The organism is Komagataeibacter swingsii, from assembly GCF_003207895.1.
GTDB classification, from domain to species: Bacteria; Pseudomonadota; Alphaproteobacteria; order Acetobacterales; family Acetobacteraceae; genus Komagataeibacter; species Komagataeibacter swingsii.
The window spans coordinates 1-682 of record NZ_NKUB01000104.1 but is presented as its reverse complement, the minus strand read 5'-3'; the positions used below and the strand labels follow the sequence as shown (position 1 = coordinate 682).

At 60.1% G+C, this 682-nt stretch carries 1 protein-coding gene; it reads right to left on the bottom strand.

Features of this window, described 5'->3' with window-relative positions; genetic code table 11:
• Positions 1-682, bottom strand: a 682-nt coding sequence (locus CFR76_RS17540; RefSeq protein WP_110557951.1) for an IS110 family RNA-guided transposase, incomplete at its 5' end; no start/stop codon positions are given.

The following is a 682-nucleotide window of genomic DNA, read 5'->3' as shown; positions in this document are numbered from 1 at the left end:
TCAGGCGCTCCTGGCGCTGTATGCATTGCCCGTTGTGAGAAGTGCCCAGACAATCCTGGCAGTCTTGTTGGCGAGAGCGACAGATACGACACGCGCCGCCTTCTTCTCGAGCAACTTTGCGGCCCATTGACGACTGGCGTTTTCCTTGCGTGCAGGACGGATCACCGCCGTGGCGCCCAGCACGAGCAGGCATCTGAGATAGCTATCCCCCTGTTTGCTGATGCCAACCTGTCGTTCCTTGCCACCACTGCTGTGACTTTTGGGCGTCAGACCAAGCCACGCAGCGAATTGACGGCCTGACCGGAAAGTCGAGGCATCCGGAACGGCCGCGACGATCGCGCTGGCAGTGATCGGGCCGATACCGGGAATGCCAGCCAACCGACGGCTGACACTGCTTGCCCGATGTTCCGCGACGATCTGCTTCTCGATATCGTCGATGCGTTGCTCAGGAGCCCGCAGATGCGCGACAATTTCCTGAAACAGTTTCCGAGCGGGCTCGGGCAACATCTCCTGCTCCGCATGCAGCAATGTAATCATCTGGTTCAGGCCCGCGACGCCAGCTGCCGATATAATACCGAACCCGGCAAGGTGCCCCCGCAGGGCATTGACCTGCATGGTTCTTTGACGCACCAGCAAATCCCTCGTCTTGTGCTGAAGCAACGCTGCCTGCTGAGCCGGTGAC